At 34.2% G+C, this 3805-nt stretch carries 1 protein-coding gene and 1 pseudogene; both read right to left on the bottom strand.

From position 1 onward, the window contains the following. Positions 1-604: 604 nt before the first annotated feature. Positions 605-2356 (bottom strand): alkaline phosphatase, encoded by a 1752-nt coding sequence (locus JO950_RS21445; RefSeq protein WP_202704466.1) that lies wholly within the window; start codon positions 2354-2356, stop codon positions 605-607. Between the two features lie 386 nt (positions 2357-2742). Further along, positions 2743-3805 (bottom strand): annotated as a pseudogene (locus JO950_RS21440) (hypothetical protein); the annotation flags it as partial.

Here is a 3805-nt window from a genome sequence, read left to right as displayed (position 1 = left end):
CCTTTATTCTCAATGCAGTATTCTAAACTCTCAATGACAATATCTCTATATACCTGACGTGTAAAAATATCTACCCAGTCTACAACTGTTGAAGTTATAAAATGTGGCAATATTTGATCTCTTATTATGTATCCCTCTTTCATTTTTAAATCTCTTTTACAAAAATATAAGATTTAACTTATTTTTAAATATCTATTAACTGATGAAAAAGAGTCTGAGACTCTTGAAACGATTCTGATTTATAAGAACTAATAAAATTGCGCAAAGTCAGAGACATTTGCGCAACTTTTCATAAGGGACTCTACTGGGAATGAAGAGTTTTGTAAACTGTAATAATTTATAAGCGCAAAAAATTGCGCAAAGTCAGAGACATTTGCACAGCTTTTCATTAGGGACTCTACTGGGAATGAAGAGTTTTGTAAACTGTAATAATTTATAAGCACAAAAATTGCGCAAAGTCAGAAACATTTACGCAGCTTTTCATAAGGGACTCTACTGGGAATGAAGAGTTTTGTAAACTGTAATAATTTATAAGCGCAAAAAGTTGCGCAAAGTCAGAGACATTTGCGCAACTTTTCATAAGGAATTCTGTCGAATAAAATTCCTATCCTATAGTATATTTTTTTTCTGTAACCGTATTGGTGGTTTCAGTGGTTACACTGTCTACAAATCGCCATTCGGCTTCAGAACCGGATGCTGTAAATTTAAGATAGGTGTATCCACGCTTGTACAAATTGGCATATTCTAAATCATCGATCAGGACTGTAAACGCTTGTGCCAGTTCTATCGCTTTTGTAGGGTCTGAAGTAATTCCGAAATACGATTCTAATCCCGGAGATGACACCGAACTGCACGCTATTTCGGTTCCTATGCGTTTCCCCTGCATATCTGTAAGTTTACCCATCCATGCATTGTGAGTATCTCCGGCCAAAACCACTACATTTTTTCCGGAAAGCATTGCATACAATTGTTCTCTTTCGGCAAAATAGCCGTCCCAGGCATCCAGGTTATAAGGTAAAGTAGTGGTAACTCTCGCAATTTCCTGTGCCGTTAACGAAGGATCTCCTTGTTTATGTCTCATTTTAATAACCACAAGCTGAGAGATTGTTGTTGTAAGCGCCTTCATAGTCGCGGGTGTTGCGCTTCCTAGTTTAGAGACTTCTCCTAAAATTTGATTCAAAAGCATCAACAGCTCAGCAGGAATCAGCATTTTGGTCATCAGGATCTGCTGTCCCAGTACTTTCCATTTAGCGGTATCAGCATTGATCTGCGATCCCAGCCATGTCATTTGTTCGCTTCCAATTAACCTTCTATTAGTACTTAACAGATCGGTTTTGAATTTAGTCTGGTTAAAATTTCCGCTGTTATCGATATAATCACCGTAACTCAGCTGCTTATCTCTGGCAATCACTCGGGTATCCATCATGTAAAGGGAAAGAATAGTGCCGAAATTAAAGCTTCTGTAAATTCTAAAGTCTTTTCCTGTTTTAAGCGGAATATACTCGCTATAAGCCTGGAAAGCGGCCATTTTTCTCACCTGAAAATCTCCTTCGGAAGGCTGATGGTTTTCGGCACCGGATTTATAAGTATCGTTGGCAAATTCATGGTCGTCCCAAACGCATATAAAAGGCTTTTTCTGATGCAGAAGCTGCAGGTTTTTATCTCCTCTATATTGTCTGTAGCGTTCTCTGTAATCGCTAAGACTTGTAATCTCTCTGGCGGGTTTGTGTTCTCTGCCCAGAGGATTGGTAAACGGATTTGTTCCGTACTGTCCCGGCGCGTATTCGTAAATATAATCTCCCAGATGCACCACTACATCGGCCTCTGAAGAAGCAATCGCTCCGTATACATTGAAAAGTCCCGCCGGAAAATTAGAACAGGAAACAACAGCCATTTTTACATCATTTACACTGTCTGTTTTTGAAGGTAATGTGCGAGTTTCTCCAATAACGGTTACTTGTTTGGTTTTGGCATTAAAAAATCTGTAAAAATATTTTGTATTCGATGGAATATTCTGAACATCTACCGCTATTGTAAAATCATTTGTAGATGATGCTGCCGCCTGTCCTTTTCTGGTTATTTCGGTAAACGCAGCATTCTTACTTATTTCCCAATTAATTTCGGCATCAGAGCCTGCTGAATATCTTGTCCAGATAATCACTCCGGTTTCAGTTGGGTCAAAACTGGCAACTCCGGTTTCAAAACCTTCGTTTTTCATTCCATCTGGAGCATCATCATGGTCTGGTTTATCATCATTACTGCAGCTTTCAATCAATGGGGCGATGAAAACTCCTCCGGCAACCAATAAAGAATTTCTAAGAAACCTTCTTCTGCCTAAATCCTTGTTCTTTTCCATAAAAAAATTTTTATGTCAAAAAAACGATTTAATCTTAAGGCCAAAGTTATGGCATATTTAAAATTACCTTACATCAGTATTAAGAATTCATTTACTAAAATAAAGTAAGAAGGAACATTTAAAGTCAGGAGACATTTATAAAATTTAATAACACATAAGTACACAAAAATGCACAAAGTAGGAGGCTTTTGCACAGTGTGATAATTTCAAAATATTTTATTTAAACAAATAGAAACATAGATTCTATGCGTAAAAAAGAGTACAAAAAGGAATACCTTTCTTTCACATAGCCAAGCTTTGTGTATTAATGTAAAGTTATTATTTAAGTGCTGAAGCAAAAAGATTTGTGCTGCTTTTCAATTGAACACTTTGGAGATCCAAGGATATCAATCTTTTTCAAAAACAAAACCCTCAGCTAAAAGTTTTTCTATAGTGACATTATCCAACATATCCTTTGACAAACTCATTTTTTTTATTTTCATTTCAAGAGGAAACTGAATAGAACTTAATTTGTTGTTTTGTAGTTGAACCTCTTCTAATTTATGATTTTCTGAAAGATTGATATCTTCCAACATTGTATTTAGCAAACTCAAATTATTAAGCAAATCATTTTTTGACAAATCAATAGATTTTAGTGGATTTTCATTAATATAAAGTTTTTTAAGAAATAAATTTTGAGATAGATCCAGATTCGACAAGCCCATTGAATTAATAAATAATTCAATCAATTTGGTGTTATTAGTGACATCTAAAAAATCATGATTGATCTTTTCATATGACCACCTGTTAGAATCTCCACCCAGATGAAGATATTTTAAATTTATATTTTTTTCAAGATTTATGTTGGAGAATGCATTATCTCCAATGCGTAATTCTTCTAGTAGTATGTTGTTAAAAAGATTAATTTCAGATATCTGATTCCAAGTTAAATCTAATTTCTTCAATTTATAAAGCCTTGTAACATCTATTGAACTAATCTCAGCATTTTCTAAAGTAAGATCTTCTAATTCAGGAAGTCCATTTTCGCTCCAGCTGCATGAACCACCATATGAACAATATATTTTTTTTAGTCTTTTATTTTTTTCATTCAGGCTGGCATCAAAATTCAGCATATGGCTAATATATAATTCCTCAAGATTCACATTATGCGTTAAATCTATCTCATCCATATCATTTAAACCATCAAAAGTTATTTTTCTCAGGTTTGTATTTGCTCTTAAACTTAAATTTTCTAAAAATAAATTCTCTAGTTTTAAAATTTCAAGAAAGGTATTTTTTGAAAAATCAATTTCTGTAAGATGCTCACTGTTTTTAATATCAATCTTTTTTAACTTAGGGTTAAAAGTCAAGTTCAGCTCTTGTAAATCAAAAGAATCTATAGTTAGCACTTCCAGATTAGGAAAATACTTAATTTCATCTATACAAATAAAGTTATACCCCTCACAATTG

This window comes from Flavobacterium sp. UGB4466 (genome assembly GCF_903469665.1).
GTDB classification, from domain to species: Bacteria; Bacteroidota; Bacteroidia; order Flavobacteriales; family Flavobacteriaceae; genus Flavobacterium; species Flavobacterium lipolyticum.
The sequence above is the reverse complement of the archived record's forward strand: the minus strand, read 5'-3'. Positions and strand labels throughout refer to the sequence as shown.

Coding starts and splice junctions, on each gene's coding strand:
- JO950_RS21445 (WP_202704466.1), bottom strand. CDS start 2,356: ATGGAAAAGAACAAGGATTTAGGCAGAAGAAGGTTTCTTAGAAATTCT.